The sequence below is a fragment of the Nesterenkonia ebinurensis genome (assembly GCF_008711175.1).
Taxonomy (GTDB): domain Bacteria; phylum Actinomycetota; class Actinomycetes; order Actinomycetales; family Micrococcaceae; genus Nesterenkonia; species Nesterenkonia ebinurensis.
This window is the reverse complement of the sequence record NZ_VWNF01000049.1, coordinates 65,207-85,082: the sequence shown is the minus strand read 5'-3', so window position 1 is coordinate 85,082 and position 19,876 is coordinate 65,207. Positions and strand designations below refer to the sequence as shown.

The 19,876-nt window shown below is 65.1% G+C and carries 20 protein-coding genes and 1 other RNA gene; 15 read left to right on the top strand and 6 right to left on the bottom strand.

The window, feature by feature from the left end; translation table 11 throughout:
• Window positions 1-167 precede the first annotated feature (167 nt).
• Window positions 168-1,751 (bottom strand): GuaB1 family IMP dehydrogenase-related protein, encoded by a 1,584-nt coding sequence (locus F0311_RS16760; protein WP_150463097.1) that lies wholly within the window; start codon window positions 1,749-1,751, stop codon window positions 168-170.
• Between the two features lie 125 nt (window positions 1,752-1,876).
• Here F0311_RS16760 and F0311_RS16755 point away from each other — a divergent pair, with 125 nt between their 5' ends.
• The 3 genes from F0311_RS16755 to F0311_RS19165 all read left to right on the top strand — a co-directional run bounded on the left by F0311_RS16755 (window position 1,877) and on the right by F0311_RS19165 (window position 6,842).
• Window positions 1,877-5,734, top strand: coding sequence for a multifunctional oxoglutarate decarboxylase/oxoglutarate dehydrogenase thiamine pyrophosphate-binding subunit/dihydrolipoyllysine-residue succinyltransferase subunit (locus tag F0311_RS16755; protein WP_150463096.1), 3,858 nt, complete (start codon window positions 1,877-1,879; stop codon window positions 5,732-5,734).
• 356 nt (window positions 5,735-6,090) lie between these two features.
• Complete coding sequence (locus tag F0311_RS16750) at window positions 6,091-6,717, top strand: GDSL-type esterase/lipase family protein (RefSeq protein ID WP_150463095.1); 627 nt, start codon at window positions 6,091-6,093, stop codon at window positions 6,715-6,717.
• Between the two features lie 50 nt (window positions 6,718-6,767).
• A complete protein-coding gene (locus F0311_RS19165; protein WP_373868394.1) occupies window positions 6,768-6,842 on the top strand; it encodes a 50S ribosomal protein bL37 in 75 nt (24 codons plus the stop codon).
• Between the two features lie 235 nt (window positions 6,843-7,077).
• On the opposite strand, the gene rsrA is transcribed toward F0311_RS19165, so the two are convergent.
• Both rsrA and F0311_RS16740 read right to left on the bottom strand, forming a co-directional pair.
• Window positions 7,078-7,353: a mycothiol system anti-sigma-R factor gene (gene rsrA, locus F0311_RS16745; RefSeq protein WP_150463094.1), complete on the bottom strand. Its 276-nt coding sequence runs from the start codon at window positions 7,351-7,353 to the stop codon at window positions 7,078-7,080.
• Window positions 7,354-7,357: 4 nt separating this feature from the next.
• Window positions 7,358-8,011, bottom strand: coding sequence for a sigma-70 family RNA polymerase sigma factor (locus F0311_RS16740; RefSeq protein WP_150463093.1), 654 nt, complete (start codon window positions 8,009-8,011; stop codon window positions 7,358-7,360).
• Between the two features lie 161 nt (window positions 8,012-8,172).
• Here F0311_RS16740 and F0311_RS16735 point away from each other — a divergent pair, with 161 nt between their 5' ends.
• The 11 genes from F0311_RS16735 to ssrA all read left to right on the top strand — a co-directional run bounded on the left by F0311_RS16735 (window position 8,173) and on the right by ssrA (window position 17,235).
• A complete protein-coding gene (locus F0311_RS16735; RefSeq protein WP_150463092.1) occupies window positions 8,173-8,814 on the top strand; it encodes a DoxX family protein in 642 nt (213 codons plus the stop codon).
• An 8-nt stretch (window positions 8,815-8,822) separates the two neighbouring features.
• Window positions 8,823-10,175: a 3-phosphoshikimate 1-carboxyvinyltransferase gene (gene aroA / locus F0311_RS16730; protein WP_223881442.1), complete on the top strand. Its 1,353-nt coding sequence runs from the start codon at window positions 8,823-8,825 to the stop codon at window positions 10,173-10,175.
• Window positions 10,172-11,278: a ribosome small subunit-dependent GTPase A gene (gene rsgA, locus F0311_RS16725; protein WP_150463091.1), complete on the top strand. Its 1,107-nt coding sequence runs from the start codon at window positions 10,172-10,174 to the stop codon at window positions 11,276-11,278. Before aroA ends, rsgA begins: the two co-directional genes overlap by 4 nt.
• A 104-nt stretch (window positions 11,279-11,382) precedes the next feature.
• The gene (hisN, locus tag F0311_RS16720; RefSeq protein WP_150463090.1) at window positions 11,383-12,204 is read left to right on the top strand and encodes a histidinol-phosphatase; all 822 of its coding nucleotides are present in this window, start codon (window positions 11,383-11,385) and stop codon (window positions 12,202-12,204) included.
• 25 nt (window positions 12,205-12,229) lie between these two features.
• Window positions 12,230-13,153 (top strand): metal ABC transporter solute-binding protein, Zn/Mn family, encoded by a 924-nt coding sequence (locus F0311_RS16715; RefSeq protein WP_150463089.1) that lies wholly within the window; start codon window positions 12,230-12,232, stop codon window positions 13,151-13,153.
• The gene (locus F0311_RS16710) at window positions 13,146-13,889 is read left to right on the top strand and encodes a metal ABC transporter ATP-binding protein (RefSeq protein WP_150463088.1); all 744 of its coding nucleotides are present in this window, start codon (window positions 13,146-13,148) and stop codon (window positions 13,887-13,889) included. The genes F0311_RS16715 and F0311_RS16710 overlap by 8 nt, the downstream gene beginning before the upstream one ends.
• A complete protein-coding gene (locus tag F0311_RS16705; RefSeq protein WP_223881441.1) occupies window positions 13,886-14,827 on the top strand; it encodes a metal ABC transporter permease in 942 nt (313 codons plus the stop codon). Before F0311_RS16710 ends, F0311_RS16705 begins: the two co-directional genes overlap by 4 nt.
• 117 nt (window positions 14,828-14,944) lie before the next feature.
• Entirely contained in the window at window positions 14,945-15,655 is a 711-nt protein-coding gene (locus tag F0311_RS18845) for a metal-dependent transcriptional regulator (RefSeq protein WP_150463087.1), read from the top strand.
• A 22-nt stretch (window positions 15,656-15,677) separates the two neighbouring features.
• On the top strand, window positions 15,678-16,196 hold the full coding sequence (locus tag F0311_RS16695; RefSeq protein ID WP_191090000.1) for a fluoride efflux transporter FluC: 519 nt from the start codon (window positions 15,678-15,680) through the stop codon (window positions 16,194-16,196).
• A complete protein-coding gene (locus F0311_RS16690; protein ID WP_191089999.1) occupies window positions 16,193-16,630 on the top strand; it encodes a CrcB family protein in 438 nt (145 codons plus the stop codon). Before F0311_RS16695 ends, F0311_RS16690 begins: the two co-directional genes overlap by 4 nt.
• Before the next feature lie 227 nt (window positions 16,631-16,857).
• Window positions 16,858-17,235, top strand: a transfer-messenger RNA (tmRNA) gene (gene ssrA, locus F0311_RS16685).
• 234 nt (window positions 17,236-17,469) lie between these two features.
• Here the strand turns inward: ssrA and F0311_RS16680 are convergent.
• The 3 genes from F0311_RS16680 to F0311_RS16670 are packed head-to-tail and all read right to left on the bottom strand — an operon-like array spanning window position 17,470 to window position 18,964.
• Window positions 17,470-18,078, bottom strand: a complete 609-nt coding sequence (locus F0311_RS16680) for a DNA-3-methyladenine glycosylase I (RefSeq protein WP_317982628.1) — start codon at window positions 18,076-18,078, stop codon at window positions 17,470-17,472.
• Between the two features lie 5 nt (window positions 18,079-18,083).
• On the bottom strand, window positions 18,084-18,380 hold the full coding sequence (locus F0311_RS16675; protein ID WP_150463084.1) for a YciI family protein: 297 nt from the start codon (window positions 18,378-18,380) through the stop codon (window positions 18,084-18,086).
• Window positions 18,380-18,964 (bottom strand): TetR/AcrR family transcriptional regulator, encoded by a 585-nt coding sequence (locus F0311_RS16670; RefSeq protein ID WP_150463083.1) that lies wholly within the window; start codon window positions 18,962-18,964, stop codon window positions 18,380-18,382. The genes F0311_RS16675 and F0311_RS16670 overlap by 1 nt, the downstream gene beginning before the upstream one ends.
• A 195-nt stretch (window positions 18,965-19,159) precedes the next feature.
• Between F0311_RS16670 and F0311_RS16665 the strand changes: the two genes are divergently transcribed.
• Window positions 19,160-19,780 carry a methylated-DNA--[protein]-cysteine S-methyltransferase gene (locus F0311_RS16665; protein WP_150463082.1) on the top strand — a complete coding sequence of 207 codons (621 nt, stop codon included), beginning with the start codon at window positions 19,160-19,162 and terminating at the stop codon, window positions 19,778-19,780.
• Window positions 19,781-19,876 lie beyond the last annotated feature (96 nt).

The window sequence follows — 19,876 nt, the reverse complement described above, 5'->3', positions numbered from 1 at the left end:
TTTGCTCGCCCAGTGCTTGCCTCCGGCGGCGGGCACAGATCCCGCACCTGCGGTGCTCCAACCCTCAAATCGGTTCGGAAGCCTCGAGCGAAGCTCGGGTCTTGACTCGGCTCGATCGGGTTGCTCCCCCGCTGCCTGACGTGGCCGGCTCGCAGCGGCCTGACCACCTAGAGCCATGAGGAGGGCAAGGGTTTCCCCTCCTCATAGCCGGAGGCGGACTGGACTCCGGCCACGGCGCGCTGCCGGAACTCGGCCTGGGTGCGGGCCCCGGCATAGGTGAAGGATGAGCGCACCCCGGCGGTGATGGAGTCCATGAGGTCTTCCACCCCGGGCCGGTCCGGGTCCAGGAACATCGTGGAGGTGGAGATGCCCTCCTCGAACATGGCCTTCCGCGCCCGGGTGAAGGCGGACTCCGCAGCCGTGCGGTGCTGTACCGCACGGGCCGAGGCCATGCCGTAGCTCTCCTTGTAACGGCGCCCATCGGCGGCGGTGAGCAGGTCGCCAGGTGACTCGTAGGTCCCGGCGAACCAGGAGCCGATCATCACCTGGGAGGCTCCGGCGGCCAGTGCCAGGGCGATATCCCGGGGGTAGCGCACTCCACCATCGGCCCAGACATGAGCACCGATTTCACGAGCCGCTGCAGCACACTCCAGCACTGCGGAGAACTGCGGTCGGCCCACCGCGGTCATCATCCGGGTGGTGCACATGGCTCCCGGGCCCACTCCGACCTTCACAATGTCCGCCCCAGCCTCGGCAAGCTCCCGGGTGCCATCGGCGGTGACCACGTTGCCGGCCACCACGGGCACCACCAGTTGGGTGGAGGCCACCGCAGCACGCACCTCGGCCAGTGCCTGCAGCATCTTCTCCTGGTGCCCGTGGGCGGTGTCGACCACCAGTACGTCCACCCCAGCTTCCAGCAGGGCCTGTGCCTTGGCCCGGACGTTGCCGTTGATGCCCACCGCGGCAGCCACTTTGAGCCGCCCGGAAGCATCCAGGTTGGGGGTATAGATGGTGGACCGCAGAGCCCCTGCACGGGTCAGCACACCCAGCAGTTCCCCGGAGGATGAGGTCACCGGGGCATAGTCGGTTCCAGCTGCCTCCATGGCAGCGAAGGCGGGCTCGAGGGCACTAGCCGAGCCCACGGCGTCGTTCGCACCGCCGCGCTCACCGCCTTCAATCGCCTCAGAAGACTCCGAGCCGGTCCCTGACAGCAGGGGCGCTCCGGTCATCGCTCGGCTCGATCGGGTCTCGTCTCCAAAAAGTTCTTCGGCGGTGAACTGCACCTGGGGCATGCGCATCACCGAGCCCACTGAGGAGAACCGATCCACGCCCTCCCCATCAGCGGCGGTGACCACACCGGCCAGGGCCCCGGACTCATCGAGCACGCAGACTGCCCCATGACTGCGCTTGTCCAACAGGTGCAGCACATCGAGCACCGTGTCATCGGCTGTGACCTTCAACGCAGTCTCCAGCACCGGGTGCCGGGACTTGACCCATTCGGTGACTCCGGTGATCACCTCGGTGGGAACGTCCTGGGGCAGCACGCCCAGACCCCCGCGGCGGGCCATGGTCTCCACCATCCGCCGGCCGGTCACTGCCGTCATATTCGCCGAAACCAGCGGGGTGGAGCTGCCGGTGCCGTCGTCTGCGGAGAGGTCCACGTCGAACCGGCTGGCCGCCTGCGACCGGGACGGAACCAGGAACACATCGGCGTAGGTGAGGTCGTAGCCGGGATCGCTGAGTAGATGCATCACAGACACGATACCGCGGACGGTGGCAACTAGTACCGGAAAGTCACTATGCTGGAGGCGAATGATCCACTGATGCACAATGCAGTGCGAAGGCAACAAGATCACATGGAAGAGGCGTATCCACAGTGCCAGAGCTAACGTCCAGCCGTCTTGCGGAAGAGTTTCCCGGCAATGAATGGCTGGTGGCGGACATATATGACAAATATCGTCAGGATCCGGGTGCCGTGGACCGCAAATGGGCGGATATCTTCCGTCGCCTGGAGTCCGAGTCCTCCAACGGGGCTGCAGAGAAGGCTGCGCAGGCTGAGAAGAACGGGACAAAGAACGACGACGACGCCGCCCCGGCCGCCTCTGGCAAGACCGCTCCCCGGGAGAACGTAGACTCCACTCCCTCTGCCGCCAACGAGACCCGTCCCAAGGAGGAGACCACTCCAGCGACTGCCAAGCCGGCTGAGCCCAAGTCCTCACAGAAGCCCAGCTCAGAGAAGCGGCAGGCGCCCAGCCAGCCGGCCACCCGGAAGGCCGACCCCACCCAGCCGATCCCCTCAGAGCCGGTGAGGCCTGAGGCTGCTGAGGACTCCGGGAAGGAGAAAGAGGACAAGCGCACCCCGCTGAAGGGCATCTCCAAGGCGATTGCCGCCAATATGGATGCCTCTCTTGAGGTTCCCACCGCCACCACAGTACGCGCGGTGCCGGCCAAGCTGCTGATCGACAACCGCACGGTGATCAACAACCACCTCAAGCGCACCCGCGGCGGCAAGGTCTCCTTCACCCACCTGGTGGGCTTCGCCATGCTCAAGGCGCTGCGCGAACATCCCTCGATGAACGTCACCTATGACGTGATCGACGGCAAACCCTCTGCCATCCAGCCGGCCCATGTGAACTTCGGCCTGGCCATCGATATGCCCCGCCCGGACGGAACCCGTGCGCTGATCGTGCCCAATATCAAGGGCGCTGAGGAGCTCAGCTTCACCGAATGGTGGGCCGCCTATGACGATCTGGTCAAACGGGCCCGGGACAATAAGCTCACCCCGGGTGACTATGCCGGGACCACGGTGAGCCTGACCAACCCGGGCGGGATCGGCACCGTGCACTCGGTGCCGCGGCTCTCCAAGGGTCAGGCAGTCATTGTGGGCGTGGGCGCACTGGACTACCCGGCGGAGTTCCAGGGGGCTTCCGAGAAGACCCTGAACAACCTGGCCGTCTCCAAGGTCATCACCCTGACCTCCACCTATGACCACCGGGTCATCCAAGGTGCCGGGTCCGGCGAGTTCCTCAAGACCATTCACGAACTGCTGCTGGGCAGGGACAGCTTCTACGAGGAGATCTTCGAGGCGCTGCGCATCCCCTACCAGCCGATCCACTGGTCCGCTGATATTCAGGTGAACCCTGAGGAGCAGATCAACAAGGTGGCCCGGATCCAGCAGCTGATCCACGCCTACCGGGTGCGTGGGCACCTGATGGCCAGCGTGGACCCGCTGGAGTACAAGATGCGCTCCCACCCCGATCTGGACATTGAGAACCACGGGCTGACCCTGTGGGACCTGGACCGGGAGTGGCCCACCGGCGGATTCGGCGGAGCCGAGTCCCTGCCGCTGCGCCGGATCCTGGGGGTGCTGCGCGATACCTACTGCCGCAACACCGGCATCGAGTACATGCACATCCAGTCTCCGGATGAGCGGGCCTGGTTCCAGGAGGAGAACGAGCACCCCTACTCCAAGCCCAGCAGGGACGAGCAGTTCCGGATCCTGGGGCGGCTGAACTCTGCCGAGGCTTTCGAGACCTTCCTGCAGACTAAGTTCGTCGGACAGAAGCGGTTCTCCCTGGAAGGCGGCGAGTCCCTGATCCCGCTGCTGGACACCATCCTTTCCGGTGCGGCTGACGCCGGGCTGGACGAGGTGGCCATCGGCATGGCCCACCGCGGCCGGCTCAACGTGCTGACCAATATCGCCGGTAAGACCTACGCTCAGGTATTCCGGGAGTTCGAGGGCCGGGACAAGGGAACCGGTTCCGGCGATGTGAAGTACCATCTGGGCACCCGTGGCCAGTTCACCTCGGACAAGGGCAACACCACCAAGGTGTACCTGGCGGCCAATCCCTCCCACCTGGAGGCAGTCAACCCGGTGCTCGAGGGCGTGGTCCGCGCCATGCAGGACCGGCTGGACAAGGGCTCAGACAACCTGGACAGCTTCTCGGTGATGCCGCTGCTGATCCACGGCGATGCCGCCTTCGCCGGCCAGGGCGTGGTGGCCGAGACGCTGAACATGTCTCAGCTGCGCGGCTATCGCACTGGCGGCACCGTGCATGTGGTGGTCAACAATCAGGTGGGCTTCACCACTGCACCCAGCTCAGGGCGCTCGATGACCTACTGCACCGATATGGCCAAAGCCATCCAGGCGCCGGTCTTCCACGTCAATGCTGATGACCCGGAGTCTGTGGCCCGAGTGGCCCAGCTGGCCTTCCAGTACCGGCAGCGGTTCAACAAGGATGTGGTCATCGATCTGGTCTGTTACCGCCGCCGCGGCCACAACGAGGGTGACGACCCCTCGATGACCCAGCCGAAGATGTACAACCTGGTGGAGGCCAAGCGCACCACCCGGCGGCTCTACACCGAGGCCTTGGTAGGACGCGGCGACATCACTCAGGAAGAGGCCGATCAGGCCTTGGTGGACTACCGGCAGCGGTTGGAGCGAGTGTTCACCGAGACCCACGCCGCCCAGACCCAGCCGGTCTCCACCGTGGAGTCCGGTGGGGGCGCCTCCAGCGAGGATGTGGCTCCCACCGCTTCCCAGGAGGAGGACGAAACACCGGCCCGGGCCGCTGATGACACAGCCATCAGTGAGCAGGATCTGGCTCATATCGGTGAGGTGCACACCAATATCCCCGAGGGTTTCACCGCGCACCCCAAGCTCAAGTCACTGCTGGAGAAGCGGGCCAAGATGGCGCGCGAGGGCGGCATCGACTGGGGCTTCGCGGAGATCGCAGCCTTCGGCTCCCTGCTCATGGAGGGCATCGAAGTGCGGATGGCCGGTCAGGACTCCCGCCGCGGCACCTTCGTGCAGCGTCACGCGGTCTTCCACGACCGGGCCAACGGTGATGAATGGTACCCGCTGAAGAACCTCACCGACGGTCAGGGACGGTTCTTCATCTACGACTCGCTGCTCTCCGAGTACGCGGCATTGGGCTTCGATTACGGGTACTCCGTGGAGAACCCCAACTCGCTGGTGCTCTGGGAGGCTCAGTTCGGCGACTTCGTCAACGGCGGCCAGATCATCATCGATGAGTTCATCGCCACCGCAGAGCAGAAGTGGGGCCAGCGCTCATCCCTGGTGATGCTGCTGCCCCACGGCTACGAGGGCCAGGGCCCAGACCACTCCTCCGGACGTCCCGAACGCTTCTTGCAGCTGTGCGCCGAGGACAATATGACGGTGGTGATGCCCTCTACCGGTGCCAACTACTTCCACCTGCTGCGCCGGCAGGCCGTGGCCCGGCCACGGCGTCCGCTGATCGTGTTCAGCCCCAAGCAGCTGCTGCGCCTGAAGGCTGCCGCCAACAGCGTGGAGGCTTTCACCACCGGCACCTTCCAGGAGGTCATTCCGGATAACGAGGCGGACCCGGCCAAGGTCAAGCGGGTGCTGGTGGTCTCCGGCCGGCTGTACTACGACCTGGCGGCCACCCGGGCCAAGCAGAAGGATGAGACCACCGCCATCGTGCGCCTGGAGCAGCTCTATCCGATGCCGGTGGAGACTCTACAGGCCGAACTGGACAAGTACAGCAAAGCCGAAGAGTTCGTCTACGCCCAGGACGAGCCGGAGAACCAGGGCCCCTGGCCGTTCTTCGGGCTGAACTTCGCCCCGCTGCTGAAGCAGGACTTCTCCCTGGTGGCCCGGTCCGCCTCGGCGGCCACCTCGGTCGGCCAAGCCAAGCGCCACGCCCAGGAGCTGGAGACTCTGCTCGGCCAGGCGTACCCGCATCTGAGCTAAGGCGTGGCCGATCAACCTCTCACCTACTGTGCGGTGCTGCACGGGTCCCAGACGTCAGGGGCCCTCCAGCGGCGGGCAAGGCTTTACCGGCCTTCACACCTGAAGCTGGTCCCGGCGGCGGGAAAACCCCGCTCGCCTCTCGGCCGGCTGCAGCGGCGCCGGCCTTCACACCTGAAGCTGGTCCCGGCGGAGGGAAAACCCCGCTCGCCTCGCCACGAGGTGGCCCGCACAGCCGTTCCGGCTGCACGGGTCCCGAACCTCGCGGTTCCCAACCGGCTGCAGCGGCGCCGGCCTTCACACCTGAAGTCGGCGCACCACTACGCTTGCGCCTCATCCGGAAGGTATGGTGTCTGCGTATGAGTGACATTCACGAAACGCGGCGGATACGGCTGGTGGCCGTGGGCGATGAGCTGCTCACCCCTGCCGGGGATCCGCGCGCCCTGGGCTGGCTGGGCCGGGTGCTCTCCAAGACACCTCTGGAGGGTCTGCACCTGCAACCCCATGTGCTGGCTGTGCCCGGTGAGGGTGTGGAAGCACTGTCCAAACGCTGGGAGGCCGAGGCTTCCCCCCGCTTCGGACCGGTGGCCGGTGAGGATTCAGCCGAACGGCACCTGCTGGTGGCGCTGAACGATTCCGATCTGCGGACCGCGTCGTCGGCCCGAGCCCGGCTGAACCTGGCCAATATCCTGGACCGGGCCTCCCAGCAGGGCATTCGCTGTTTTGTGGTGGGGCCGGTGCCCGGCCTGGACTCTGAGCACAACCGACGGGTTGCGGAGCTCAACCGCGCCTACCAGGATGTGGCTGAACGCCGCGGGCACCCCTATGTGGATGCCTTCACCCCACTGGCTGACCATGCCCAGTGGCGTGAGGATCTCACGGCCAATGAGGGGCAGCCGGGTCAGGCAGCCTTCGGACTGATCGCCTGGCTGGTGCTGCACCGCGGCTGGTTTGAGTGGCTGGACGTGGAGCAGGCGACGCCCTAAGCTGCTCGGTCCTGTAAACTGGGCCGAGTTGTCGACGAAAGGAGTTCACTATGGGAAAGCGTGGACGTAAGCGCAAGGCTCGCCGCAAGAACAGCGCCAATCACGGCAAGCGGCCCAACGCCTGAAGCGCAGATAAGCATTAGCGGGGCCCCGCCAGGTGAATCTGGCGGGGTTTCTCGCTTTCAGCGGCTATTTACCCAGGCTGTGTTTCATCCGCCGTCCCGCACCGCCGTTTGCTGAAACAACGGCCGGGTAAATCAGGGCGTGGACCGGGATGGAACCTGAAGTCAGTCAGGGATCTGTGCCACCGCGCAGCAGTTGTGCGGGGCACCTCGTGGCACACCTCGCCGCTGGAGAAACTCAGTGGCGGGCGTCGAGCTTAATCTGACTGATCCGCTCGATGATCGTCACCTTCAGCATCTCCGGCGCCTGCTCGGTGCAGGAGCGCTTCACCACCGAACGGATCACGCACTCCAGGTCATAGTCGGAGGCGCACTCCGGGCAGTCAGTGAGATGCTGCTGCACCTCGGTGATGTCCTTACGGGTCAGCACCCCGTCGAGGTATTCGTAGATCCGCTCCAGACGCTCAGCGGCCTCAGCGGTGGTCTCACAGTCCTTGCAGTTCTCTGTGCCCATGGGCTCAGTTCTTCTCCCCCCGGTTGAAGCCGCGTTCCCGCGCATAGTCGGCCAGCAGCCCGCGCAGCAGCTTGCGCCCGCGGTGCAGCCGGGACATCACGGTGCCGATCGGGATGTTGAGAATCTCGGCGATCTCCTTGTAGGCGAAGCCCTCCACATCAGAGAAGTACACCGCCAGCCGGAACTCCTCCGGAATCTGCTGCAGAGCTTCCTTCACATCATTGTCCGGCAGGTGGTCCAGCGCCTCCGCCTCTGCGGAGCGCAGCCCCGAACTGGTGTGCTCAGCAGCCTGAGCCATCTGCCAGTCCTCCACCGTGTCGGTATTGGCCTGCTGAGGCTGCCGCTGCCTCTTGCGGTAGATATTGATGTAAGTGTTGGTCAGGATCCTGTACAGCCAGGCCTTCAGGTTTGTGCCGGGCTTGTACTGGTGGAAGGCCGAATAGGCCTTGGTGTAGGCCTCCTGGACCAGGTCCTCAGCATCCTGCGGGTTGCGGGTCATCCGCATCGCCGCCGAATACAGCTGGTCCACGTACTGCAGGGCGTCCCGTTCAAAACGGGTCCGCCGTGCCGCCTCGGTCTCCTCAGCGACGTCGAGGTCCTCGGACAGGGTGGAAGCAGATGCAGGGCGCTCACTCATCACACCTGAGTCTACGCCCATCCACGCAGATGTTGCGGGTCGGGTCAGTGTCGCCGTGCTCATGTCAGATAGTAACGACGCCGTCTGCTCCAGCATTCCTGTCCCACTCGCCCCTCACTTGATAAGTTAGTACCGGACAAGCGTTTTTCCGCGCGGGATTCCCGCCCCAAGGAGGAGTAAGCATGACTCTGATCCGCAAGATCGCCCGACCGCTGCTGGGTGCACACTTCATCTACGGCGGTGTGGAGACACTGCGCAACCCCGATGAGGCCGCTCAGGAGCTCTCTCCCGCGCTGGATGAGCTGGCCAGCTTGGTTCCGCAGGCCGAGCAGCTGGCCGCCAAGCCCAAGCTGACCGCTCAGGTGCTGGGCGGTGTGCAGGTGACCGCAGGCGCAGCCCTGGCCATCGGCAAGTTCCCCCGGCTGGCCGCCTTCACCCTGGTGGGCGTGCACAAGCTGAACTCCTATGCCGAGTTCCGCTCTGCACCGCTGGAGAACCCCGGTGATGAGATCGCCCAGCGTAAGACCCTGGTGAAGAACGTCTCCATCCTGGGCGGGCTCGGTCTGGCGGTGGTGGATCTGGCTGGCAAGCCCTCGCTGAGCTGGCGGGCTGAGCACCTGTCTAAGCAGGCCAAGAAGAAGGGCACCAAGTTCGGCGAGAAGACCGCTAAGTGGGCCGAGGATCTCGGTGACGACGCGGCCAAGACCCTGCGTGCCTGGGAGAAGGACGCCAAGAAGAACTTCAAGAAGGCGGAGAAGCAGGCCAAGAAGGCTGTGAAGGCTGCCGCTGCTGAGGCGGAGAAGGTCAAGGACAAGGTCTCCTGACTGCTCCAGTGACTGCCGTGGCCCCGGGTGGTGGGTGGAACGCCCCGCACCCGGGGTCTTCTGTGCGCGGCGAAGTCAGAGTGCCGGCCTCGAAGTCGCTGACCAATCGGTATCTGCTCCTGGCCGCCCTGGCTGAGGGCCCCAGCGTAGTCGTCAACCCCCTGGTTTCCAGGGACTCGCGACTGATGCTCACCGCTCTGGAGGCTCTCGGTGCGCAAGTGGAGCGCATCACCGACTGGGGTGACAGCGGAGAAGCAGCGGTGCGCATCACGCCGATCCCACTCTCCGCTCCGGGCACCGGAGCGGATCCGGTGAGCATCGACTGCGGTCTGGCTGGGACCGTGATGCGGTTCCTGCCCGCAGTGGCCGCATTGACCGCACGCACAGTGCACTTCGACGGCGACCCGGAAGCCAAGCTGCGGCCGATGACCGCGGTCCTGGAGGGGTTGCGTGCACTCGGGGTGCAGATCGGCGACGACGGCGCACCGGGCTTTCTGCCGTTCACCGTCCACTCCTCTACTGGTCACTCCCCCGCCGAAATCACCGGGGGTGACGTCACCATTGACGCCTCGGCCACCAGTCAGTTCGTCTCCGGGCTGCTGTTGGCGGCTCCACGCATGCCTGAGGGGCTGACCCTGCGCCATTCAGGAGCCCAGGTGCCCTCCCTGGAGCATGTGGAGATGACGCTGAGTGTGCTCGATGGTCTGGGCGTGCAGGTGAGTTCGCCGGCTCAGTACACCTGGCGGGTGGAGCCGGGTCCGATCGCACCGTTCACCGCTCGGGTGGAGCCGGACCTTTCGAACGCGGGGCCCTTCCTGTGCGCTGCGGCGGTCACCGGCGGCGAGGTCACCATGCCGGGCTGGCCCCTGGGGTCCACGCAGATCGGACGGCGGTGGACCCAGCTGCTGGCCGACTTCGGCTGCCAGGTGGAGCTGTCCCCGGTCTCGGAGAGCACAGCCACGCTGAGCGTGCGCGGACCCAGTCGCCTAGTCTCCCCCGGCGTCGTCGACGGCACCGCGGAGCTGACCCCCACCGTCGCCGCCCTGGCGGCGCTCTGCGCTGAGGAGAGCAAGTTCACCTCAGTGGGTCACCTGCGAGGCCACGAAACCGACCGGATTGCTGCCCTGGTGACAGAGATCCGCAGGCTCGGCGGTAAGGCGGAGGAGACTGACGACGGTTTCCGCATCCTCTCCCCCATCACCCGCGGCGCCGTGGTACGCAGCTATGCAGACCATCGGATGGCAACCTTCGGCGCAGTGCTGGGCCTGGCCGTGGAAGGTGTCACGGTGGAGGATATCGGCTGCACGGCGAAGACCATGCCGGATTTCCCCCATCGTTGGGCCAGCCTGGTGAGCCAATGAGCAAATGGGACTCCTGGGACGAATCCAGGGTGCGTGTCCGGCCCAATAAGAAGGGCTCCCGGCCGCGCACCAAGGAGACCCCCGACTACTCGGAGGCTCAACTGGCCCGAGTCGTCCAGGTGGACCGCGGCCGCTACACCTGCGCGATGGTCGATCAGCAGCCGGCGCGTGTGGTCACCGCCATGCGGGCCAAAGCTCTGCGGCGCACCCCGGTGGCCCCCGGAGACCTGGTCCGGCTGGTGGGCGACACCTCAGGAGCCGGAGGTTCCCTGGCTCGCCTGGTGCTGATCGAGGAGCGAGCCACACTGCTGCGGCGCTCTGCCGATGACACCGATGAGGCAGAACGAATAGTCGTGGCCAATGCCGACCAGCTGTTGGTCGTGGTGGCCTCGGCCGATCCTGAGCCGCGCACCGGGTTCATCGACCGTGCCCTGGTCGCCGCCTTCGACGCCGGGATCGAACCGATCCTGCTGATCACCAAAGCCGATCTTGCCGATGACCCGGCCGACCCGGCGGGGCTTGTCTCCCACTACAGCGAGCTGGGCCTGACCACGGTCATCTCCAGCCGCGAGGACGGGGCGGTGCTTTCCCCCGCCGCGGTGGCGCAGCTGCGCGAGCTGCTGGTCGGGCATGTCACCGCGCTGATCGGGCACTCCGGGGTGGGCAAATCCACCATGGTCAATGCGCTCACAGGTGCCGACCGGGCCACCGGCGGGGTCAACGCGGTCACCGGACGGGGCCGGCACACCTCCTCCTCGGCTGTGGCGCTGAATCTGGAGCCCGGCCAGGGGCTGGGGCCGGAGGTGGCGGCGTCGTCCTGGGTGATTGATACTCCTGGGGTCCGCAGCTTCGGGCTGGCCCATGTGCACCCCGATGATGTGCTGGCCGCCTTCGAGGACCTGGTGGAGGGCTCTGCCGCCTGCGAGCCGGGCTGCCTGCATGAATCCCCCGAGGGCGGCTGCGCGTTGGACGCCTATGTGGCTGCCGGGAATGCGGGCGAACACGGTCCGGCCAGACTGGCCAGCCTGCGCAGGCTGCTGACCTCGCTGACCGGCGGGCAGGACAGCGGCCCCGAAAAACGCCTCGGCTCCCTGAGTGCGTGAGTTGTGCAGCATCTCCACCGATTCTGAGGCCGAACTGCTGCTCAGATCATGCACTCAACGGTGTGGTGGGCCCGGCTTCAGCTCCCTCGGCGTAGGCTGAGCGCATGAGCCTTGCCTCCAGCCCCTACACCGAAGACCTGCGCCTGGCACATATGATCGCCAACTCGGTCGACGCTAAGACCATGCAGCATTTCACCCTGATGGACTTCGAGGTCGAGACCAAGCCGGACCTCACCCCAGTGACAGTGGCCGACCGGGAGGCCGAGCAGCTCATCCGCTCCCAGCTCTCCCGCGCGCGGGGCCGGGACGCGGTCTACGGCGAGGAGTTCGGCGAATCCGGATCCGGTCCACGCCGCTGGGTGCTGGACCCGATCGACGGGACCAAGAACTTCATCCGCGGCGTGCCTGTCTGGGCCACCCTGATCGCCCTGATCGACCACGGTGAGCCGGTGGTAGGTCTGGTCTCAGCCCCAGCCTTGGGCCGGCGCTGGTGGGCGGCCAAGGACGGTGGGGCCTACACCGGCAAATCGCTGAGCGCAGCCAAGCAGCTGACCGTCTCCAAGGTCAGCCAGCTGGCCGACGCAAGTTTCAGCTACTCATCACTGGAGGGCTGGCGAGACCTGGGCCGGACGGAGCAGTTCCTGGGGCTCACTGAACAGGTGTGGCGCACCCGCGCCTATGGCGACTTCTGGTCCTACTGCTTGGTGGCCGAAGGGGCGGTGGACATCGCCGCCGAGCCCGAGCTGGAGCTCTACGATATGGCCGCCCTGGTGCCGATTGTCACCGAGGCCGGCGGCCAGTTCACCTCCTTGGACAATGATCCCGGCTGCACCGGTCCCAATGCGCTGGCCACCAACGGCCTGCTTCACGAGCCTGCGCTCACCGCACTTGAGCCGGTGCCGGATGAGCCTACGCTGGACTTTTAGCCACACCTAACTCTAGAGTGTAGGTATGCCTAAACACATGACAGCAGTGGCGCTCACCCTCCCACTGGTCCTAACCGCCTGCTCCCCCACCGGTGAGGAGCACGACGACGCCGAGAGCCTCCCGCTGGTGGTCACCACCTTCTCCGTGCTGGCTGACATCACCGAGGAGATCGGCGGCGATCGCATCGAGGTCCGCTCCATCACTCCCATCGCAGCCGAGGTCCACGAATACGATCCCACCCCCTCCGACGTACAGGCCGCGACCGACGCCGACCTGATCATCGAAAACGGATACTGGCTGGAGGCGTGGTTCGGCCAGTTCATCGCCCATTCGGACGCCCCGGTGGCTATCGCCTCGCAGAGCATCGACGCCCGGCCCATCACCCGGCTGCCTGGCCATCCCGACGATCCGGGCGAGGATGAGGATCTGCCCATTGACCCACACGGCTGGATCTCCCCGACGCAGTCGCTGACCTATGTTGACAATATCGAGGCCGCCCTGGCCGAGCTCTCCCCCGAGGACGCCGACTACTTCGCCGAACAGGCAGAGGACTACCGCGCCGAGCTGGAGACGCTGCTGACCGACGCCCAGCAGCGCGCCGCTGCGCTGGAGGACCCGGTACTGGTCACCTGCGAAGGGGCCTTCGGCTACCTGGCTGAGGACCTGGGTCTCACCGAACACTACCTCTGGCCGCTCAACGCGGAGAACGAGGGCACTCCGCAGCAGGTGGAGGCGCAGATCCAGTTCGTCCAGGAGAACAACGTGGAGACTGTCTTCTGCGAGTCAACGGTCAACGACGCCGCCCAGGCTCAGGTGGCGGAGACCACCGGTGCCGAACGCGCCGGGCCGCTCTACGTGGACTCACTCACCGAGCCCGACGGCCCCGCAGGGACTCACCTCGACCTGCTGGAGTACACGATCAACACGATTCTGAGCAGCTATGAATAGGGCTTCAGGCGCCAAGAACGGCCCCGTCGTCGTTGAAAATCTCACCGCCGGCTACCCCGGCGTCACCGCTCTGGAGGAGGTCAGCCTGGCCCTGGAGCCGGGCCAGATAACCGCTCTGCTGGGCGCCAACGGATCCGGTAAGTCCACCCTGTTCTCCGCACTGCTGGGCCTGGTGTCGGCCAACAGCGGCTCGGTGCGGATCTTCGGCGCCGAGTCCGCCCAGGCACGACGCCGCAACCTGGTCTCCTATGTGCCGCAGCACGAGCAGGTGGACACTACCTTCCCGATCACCGTGGAGCAGGTGGTGATGATGGGTCGGTACCCGCATATGGGTTTTGTCCGGATTCCGCGGCGGTCCGACCGAGAGGCGGTGGATCGCGCCCTGGAGCAGACTCAGCTGACAGCCTATCGCAAGCGCGCCATCGGCGAGCTGTCCGGAGGGCAGCGCAAGCGGGCATTTGTGGCCAGGGCGCTGGCCCAGAACGCACCGCTGATGCTGCTGGACGAACCGTTCGCCGGTGTCGACCGCAGCAGCGAGGCGCTGATCACCCAGGTGCTGCACCAGTTGCGCGCCGCCGGGACCACCGTGCTGATCTCTACCCATCATCTGGAGGGTGTCCACCAGCTGGCCGATCAGGTGGTGCTGCTGCACCGCAAGGTGCTCGCCGCCGGGTCCCCTGCAGAGGTGCTCACCGATGAGCAGCTGGCCCAGGCCTTCGGGGAGGCACTGAAATGACCAACACCGCAATGATCACTACCGGCCTGCTCGACCTTGTGCTGACCCCGCTGCAGTACCCGTTCATGCAGAACGCCCTGGCCGTTGCCGTGATCTCGGCGGCGATCTGCGGGATGCTCTCGGCCTGGCTGGTGCTGATGGGCTGGTCGCTGATGGGCGAGGCCGTGGCGAATTCGATCCTGCCCGGTGTGGTGCTGGCGTTCATCCTCGGCATCCCACTGGGCATAGGCGCCTTCATCTTCGGCATGGCGGCGGTAGCACTCATCGGTGCGCTCGGCCAGACCACTACCCTGAAGCGTGACACCAGCATCGGGGTGGTGTTCACCTCGCTGTTCGCCCTTGGCCTGGTGCTGATGTCCACGGTGACCACTCAGACGCATCTGCAGCACATCCTGTTCGGCAATGTCCTGGGCACCTCTCGCGCGGATCTCTACCAGGTGGCCGCACTGGGCACGATCACCGCTGCGGTGCTGCTGGTCAAGCGGCGCGACTTCACCCTGGTGGCCTTCGACCGGATCTATGCCCAGGCGATCGGGCTGCCGGTGGGCCTGCTCACCACGGTGCTGCTGATGCTGCTGGCACTGACCACGATCACCGCCCTGCAGACGCTCGGGGTGATCCTGGTGGTCGCCATCCTGGTGATCCCGGGAGCCACCGCGTTCCTGCTGGTGCGCAGCTTCGGAGCGATGCTGGCAGTCTCCTCGGCAGTGGGCGCCATCGCCGCTGTGGCCGGAGTCTATGCCAGCTACTGGCTGGACATCTCCACTGGCGGGTCGATCGTGCTGGCAGCTTCGGCCCAGTTCCTGCTCGCCTATCTGCTCTCCCCCAGACGCGGGCTGCTTCCGAGACTCTGGCGGGGCGGGCGGCGTCGTGCTGTCAGCGCTGGTCCCGGTGACGGGCACGTGTCCCGCTCGCCTCTCGGCCGGACACCCCAGTGAAGCGCCGGCCTTCACGCCTGGAGCTGGTCCCGGCGACGGGGAAACCCCGCTCGCCTCTCGGCCGGCTACAGCGGCGCCGGCCTTCACGCCTAAAGGACCCCAAGTAGAATCAGCGCTATGCCACGCACATCAGACCAGGGTCGTTCCACTATCGGAACGGCGGCGGGCGCCACCACCAGTGTGGAGGACTACGCCAAGACCATCTACGGCCTGGCCGAGTGGGAGAGCACTGATGTCACCGCCAGTGCGCTGGCCAAGGCTCTGGGCGTCTCCAACCCTTCGGTGAGCCTGATGATTCGCAAGATGGCTGAGCAGGGGCTGGTGGAGCACAAGCCCTATGCGCCGATCCGGCTGACTGAGCAGGGGCGCCAGCTGGCCCTGGCGATGGTGCGCCGGCACCGGCTGATCGAGACCTGGTTGGTCCGCGAGCTGGGCTACTCCTGGGACGAGGTGCATGAGGAGGCCGAACGATTAGAACATTCGGTCTCCGAGACCTTCATCCAGCGGCTGGACACCAAACTCGGCCATCCCGAGACTGATCCGCATGGGGACCCCATCCCTGCCCCAGACCTGAGCATGAGCTACCCGGAGACTATGCTGCTGTGCCGGGCGCCGGAGGAGACCTCAGTCCGGGTGGAGCAGGTGGACGACGCCGTCCCCCAAGCCTTGCACACCCTGGCCCAGGAGCAGCTGCCCATCGGGCTTCAGGCCAAGATCCTCACCAGCAGCAAGGGCGATGTGGTGCTCTCCCCCGGGACTGGGCGCGGTTCGGTCTCACTGCCGCATGAAGTCACCCATGCTGTGCGCGTCAGCGTCTCTGCCGGCTGAAACACGGCCTATCCTGTTTCCTGTGCCTACCACGGAGGAGAACGCCGCGCAGCGGTCCAGCCCGAGTTTCGGCCCCTCCCTGCCTGTGCTGGTGCTCTGGGTGGCGGCGGCCGGGGCCTGCGGGGCGGTGCTCCGCCTGCTGCTGGTGGAGCTCTCTGATGAGCAGTACATGCGCTTCCCCTGGGTGACCCTGGTGATCAACTTAGCCGGTTCCGGCGCCCTGGGCACGTTGGTAGGTGCGACACACGCCTGGCAGCGACTGCCGCAATGGACCGTACCAGTGCTGGGCACCGGATTCCTAGGGTCTTTCACCACGTTCTCCGCGGTAATTCTGGCCGGCGCTGCCGCGCAACAGCGCGATCTTTTCGCACAGGTGACCTCCACTCTGGTAGTGCCCCCGGAAATGTGGGAGGTCGGAGCCTACCTGGTGATCTCCATGCTGTTCTGCACTGCGGCTGCAGCAGCGGGCATCACCCTGGGCCGTGCAGTGTTCGGATGCACGGCCATGGACTGTCAGCACACGGGAGGCGACCACCGGTGAGTGTTGAGCTGTCAGTTGGAGTTATTGCCGCTGTGGCCCTGGGCGGAGCCGCCGGGGCAGCGTCACGTTTCCTGCTGGATAAATATCTGCGGGCCGGTGTCCTGATCGCTAATACGCTGGGCTGCCTGCTGCTGGGGGTGCTGATCGGGGCCGCGGCTGCGATGGCTGCCGCTGCTTCTGCCGGCGGCCGTGTGACAGTCTCTTCGGGGTTCGCCTACGGCGGCACCAGCGCCTGGGAGCCTTGGACGGTGGGCCTGCTGGCCTTCGGCCTGGTCGGTGCCCTGAGCACCTTCGCCACAGTGTCGCTGCGGGCCGCGCAGCTATGGACCCACAGGCGGCGCTGGGCTGCGCTGGGGCTGTGGGGGCTGCACTGCGGCTTCGGCATCACCGCGGCTGCCGGCGGCCTCGCCCTCGGCTGGGCGCTGGCAGTATGACGGCAGGCTGCTTTGGTATGCCCACCCCATGGCCAGCCGCCTGTCCTAGCCACTCACAGCCGACGAATCAACCCAGCCTTTGTTGCACGAGCAACCGGATATCCAGCACATGATGAAACAACGGTCGGGTAACCACGGAGTACGGGGGAATGATTTGGGACCTCGGCGTCGTTGAGATAGACTGACACACCCGCTTTGGCGGGGAGAAGAGTTTGACAACTCCATACGGGGACGATCGGTTTCGACGATCTGAGGTGATCGTGGGGAAGCGTGTCGTGGACGCCAAGTGACCACGTTAATACCCCTTGCGCAACCCAATAAGTGCCGAATCTAAGCGCACTGACTTCGCCCTCGCTGCCTGAAATACAGCGACCGCGAGTCTGTCAGCCTGAGTACGCCATCGGCTCAGTGACTGGCATCAGCTAGATGGCCACTGGAGAGCTCTTCTTGCCGCAGGAAGGACTCTCGACAATTAATGCGGCTGGGTCCGTCAGGTGCTTGTCCGTGAGACACCTGGGACCGAGTAACACGCCCAGCGGACTACACACGTAGAAGTCCATGTGAATCCAGATCGGACGCGGGTTCAATTCCCGCCGTCTCCACAAATTGCCCGGGTAGGTTCGCCTACTCGGGCTTTTTTGTGCCTTCTCCACCCGATGAGGCTTGTTCCAAAAATGCGTCCAAAACGAGCTTTTGGGCTCCAGCTGGACCAGCCTTCCGCAGAATGCGCCGCCCCGGGGCGGCGCCTGGCTTGATGTCAGGATGTAGGTGACAGGGCGATGCTTACACCAGGTACAGACGGCCTTGCCGCAGCTACGCTCGCTCCACTCGAACAAAAGTCAGGGGCGCTGAAACTCCTCGCGGGCCCGCTCTGCCGCTGTCCGACTGATGCAGTCGTGAACGTGGTCGTTGATCAGCCCCATGGCCTGCATGAAGGCGAAGACAGTGGTGGGACCGACGAACTTCCAGCCGCGCTTCTTCAGCTCCTTGGACATCGCCACCGATGCCGGAGAGGTGGAGACAGTCTGCGGCTCACTCAGCTCCTCGGGGCGGGGCTCGTAGGACCAGGCGAAGGCCGCCAGTGAACCTTCATGGTCGATCAGTTCCTCGCCGCGCCGGGCGTTATTGATCACCGCCTCGATCTTGCCGCGGTGCCGGATGATGCCTGCGTCCTGCAGGAGCCGGGCGACGTCCTCCTCAGTCATCCGCGCCATCCTCGCCACGTCGAAACCATGGAACGCAGCCCGGAAGTTCTCCCGCTTGACCAGGATGGTGCGCCAGCTCAGTCCAGACTGGAAACTCTCCAGGCACAGTTTCTCGAAGAGGCGCTGATCCTCTCCAACGGGGAAGCCCCATTCGGTGTCGTGGTAGTCCAGGAACTCCGGTGCGCCCGCGCTCCACGGGCACCGCGGCAAACCATCAGGGGCAAACACGATCGCTTCTGCCACCCTCTCTACCCCTGACCTGATAAGAGGAAGCTGAGCCGATCATCTGCCCGCCCCGGCTCAATCTCGACAATCTCAGCAGTCACCACACCCTCTGCAACGAATGGGTCATTATCCACTCGGTGTTCCAATTCTTCGCGTGAGACACCTGCTGCGAGAACCGCTCCACCGGAGGCCTGCTGAATGCTGCCCACCAACAGGAATACACCATCTGCGAAGCCCTGATCGATCCAGGCATTGTGCCCGGCGAGGTGATCAGATGCAGTGTGTTTGTTCTCTCCGAAGCGGAGCAGGACCAAGAACATTAAGGTTCCTTTCTCTTCAGGTGTTCGCTGTAGGTGCTGAGCCACTGCTCCATGCTGCCCACCTCACGTTGGACGAAAGCCTCGTCACCGAAGGCGTTGTGCAGAGTTGCCACACCCTGGCTGAACGCAAGAACGCGCATGGCAAGCTCATCTGCCTGGTCCTTGTGCCCAAGGGCGGTGAACTGCTCCGTGAGCCAGTCACGGAAAACGCTGAACACCGATCGCGCCTGCTCCATGCAGGGGTGATCGAGCTTCGCCAGCTCACTGGTCAGAGTCCCCACCGGACACCCATAGCGCTCGATCAGTGCTCCGTTGGTGATGACGATCCGGATGAAGCATCGAATGCGCCCCTCAGGAGTGGGCTCCTGATCCTCCCATAACCGGATCATGGCTCGGGTAGACGCCTGTCGAGCCTCGATCACTGCGGCAAGAATCTCATCTTTGGTCCTGAAGTGGTGATAGAAGTTCCCACGAGAGATGTGCACCTCTCCAGCTATGTCGGCAAAGGATGTGTGATCGAAGCCTCGACGGTAGAACAGATCATCAGCTGCTTCGATAATCCGCTGCCGAGTTGCTGTCGGCATCAATCTCACCTCCTCGATAGGACGACTGTCCTACAACAAGATTAGGGCAGCTGTCCTAGAGCGTCAACGTTTTAGTGCAAAGAGGCACTGCCTTATTGTCAGGGTATCTTTCGCTTCTGTGGCGCATCGGCTCGGAATCGAGTCGACGTCCGTTTTCCGCTAGACGCGGGAGTGCTGTCACGGTGGAATAGGGGTATGCACACCACTGTTGCTACGCCCGACGGGCCGTTCACCATCATTGTCGATGCACAGCATGTCCTCGCCTCCGGCTGGACGGAGGACCACGCCTCCCTCCGTGCCCTCATCCACCCCCAGCTGCGCAACCAGGCAGAGTACGACGCCACCCGCTTGAGCCAACCGCAGACCGGAGGGCCCCTGGCCCCAGGGGCCCGTTCAGCTTCTTCAGAATCTGTGCAAGCCACATCGGGGACTTATTCCGGACCTGCCGAGGAGAGTGAGCGAAGCGACGCCCTGATCAACCGGGCGGTCCAGGCTGTTCAGGCCTATTACTCGGGCAAGCACGGTGCTGTGGCGGAAATTCCGGTCCGGCAGCGCTCTGGCCCCTACCGCGAACGCGCCTGGGAGGTGCTGCGCCAGGTGAAGCCGGGGCAGCCAGTGTCCTACGCAGAGTACGCTCGGCGCACCGGAAGTCCGGCTGCAATCCGCGCGGCCGCCGGGGCCTGTGCACAGAACGCCGCAGCGTTGTTTGTGCCCTGCCATCGGGTCATCCGCACCGACGGCAGCCTCGGCGGATTCCGCTACGGGCTGGAGATCAAAACCAGCCTGCTCAACCGGGAAAGACAGCCAAAAACCTAGCACGCGGGTCCGTAATCTCCTCGACCAGGACGTTCTCTGGGGGAATCGGTAGATAGGCGTGTGATTTGAGTCGGTGATGGTACCGACATAACCTCC

Coding starts and splice junctions, on each gene's coding strand:
- F0311_RS16760 (WP_150463097.1), bottom strand. CDS start 1,751: ATGCATCTACTCAGCGATCCCGGCTACGACCTCACCTACGCCGATGTG.
- F0311_RS16750 (WP_150463095.1), top strand. CDS start 6,091: ATGAGTGACATTCACGAAACGCGGCGGATACGGCTGGTGGCCGTGGGC.
- rsrA (WP_150463094.1), bottom strand. CDS start 7,353: ATGGGCACAGAGAACTGCAAGGACTGTGAGACCACCGCTGAGGCCGCT.
- F0311_RS16740 (WP_150463093.1), bottom strand. CDS start 8,011: ATGGGCGTAGACTCAGGTGTGATGAGTGAGCGCCCTGCATCTGCTTCC.
- F0311_RS16735 (WP_150463092.1), top strand. CDS start 8,173: ATGACTCTGATCCGCAAGATCGCCCGACCGCTGCTGGGTGCACACTTC.
- rsgA (WP_150463091.1), top strand. CDS start 10,172: ATGAGCAAATGGGACTCCTGGGACGAATCCAGGGTGCGTGTCCGGCCC.
- hisN (WP_150463090.1), top strand. CDS start 11,383: ATGAGCCTTGCCTCCAGCCCCTACACCGAAGACCTGCGCCTGGCACAT.
- F0311_RS16715 (WP_150463089.1), top strand. CDS start 12,230: ATGCCTAAACACATGACAGCAGTGGCGCTCACCCTCCCACTGGTCCTA.
- F0311_RS16710 (WP_150463088.1), top strand. CDS start 13,146: ATGAATAGGGCTTCAGGCGCCAAGAACGGCCCCGTCGTCGTTGAAAAT.
- F0311_RS16705 (WP_223881441.1), top strand. CDS start 13,886: ATGACCAACACCGCAATGATCACTACCGGCCTGCTCGACCTTGTGCTG.
- F0311_RS18845 (WP_150463087.1), top strand. CDS start 14,945: ATGCCACGCACATCAGACCAGGGTCGTTCCACTATCGGAACGGCGGCG.
- F0311_RS16675 (WP_150463084.1), bottom strand. CDS start 18,380: ATGTTCTTGGTCCTGCTCCGCTTCGGAGAGAACAAACACACTGCATCT.
- F0311_RS16670 (WP_150463083.1), bottom strand. CDS start 18,964: ATGCCGACAGCAACTCGGCAGCGGATTATCGAAGCAGCTGATGATCTG.
- F0311_RS16665 (WP_150463082.1), top strand. CDS start 19,160: ATGCACACCACTGTTGCTACGCCCGACGGGCCGTTCACCATCATTGTC.